Annotated in this window: 1 protein-coding gene; it reads left to right on the forward strand. The window is 60.4% G+C overall.

Features of this window, described 5'->3' with window-relative positions; translation table 11 throughout:
* The first annotated feature begins 47 nt into the window (after positions 1-47).
* On the forward strand, positions 48-611 hold the full coding sequence (locus DEO48_RS22455; RefSeq protein WP_258306146.1) for a FimD/PapC C-terminal domain-containing protein: 564 nt from the start codon (positions 48-50) through the stop codon (positions 609-611).
* Positions 612-740 lie beyond the last annotated feature (129 nt).

Consider the following 740-nt stretch of genomic DNA (forward strand, 5'->3'; position numbering starts at 1 on the left):
GATGATCGATCAGCTGCGAATCGCTGATCGACGTTCCACGCGAAAACATGATCGATCAGAGCGGAATACGCACCGAAGGTAGCCTGACGCTGCTGGACGGCAGCCTGCACGCGCTGCGCTACATCCAGCAGGGCATGGCGCTGGTGTCCACGCACGGCATTGGGCACGTACCGGTGATGCTGGAAAACCGCCCGGCCGGTGAAACGGATAAGAACGGTTATCTCCTGCTGACCGACCTGCCGCGTTACCACAACAGCAAAATCAGCATTAACCCGCTCGATTTGCCTGCCGACGTGATCGCACCCGTCACCGACATGCACGCCAGACCGGGCAACAGCAGCGCGGTAAAAGTCGATTTTAACGTCCATCACGCCGTCACGGTTCAGGCCCGGCTGGTCGACAGCCGCCGCAGGCCGCTCCCGCTGGGCAGCGTAGTTTCAACGCCGCAGGGTGCCACCATCGTAGGACGCGACGGCTTTATCTGGCTTGAAGATCCGCCCCTGCCGGGTGAACTGGTGGTGAAGACCGGAGAGGGGGAGTGCCGGGTCACGCTTCCGGCGCCGCGTACCGCGTCATCAATACAGAATATCGGAGAACAACTGTGTCATTAAGAGCGCCATTATTATTGCTGCTCGTCCTGTCCGTGAAGGCGATGGCGGCAGCCTGCTGGATAACCTCCACGCCCGCCATTAACTTTGGCAACGTCGTGGCGGGCAATACAACCTCCGTCAACACCGAGG

The organism is Enterobacter sp. CGMCC 5087 (assembly GCF_003144775.1).
Taxonomy (GTDB): Bacteria; Pseudomonadota; Gammaproteobacteria; order Enterobacterales; family Enterobacteriaceae; genus Enterobacter; species Enterobacter cloacae_M.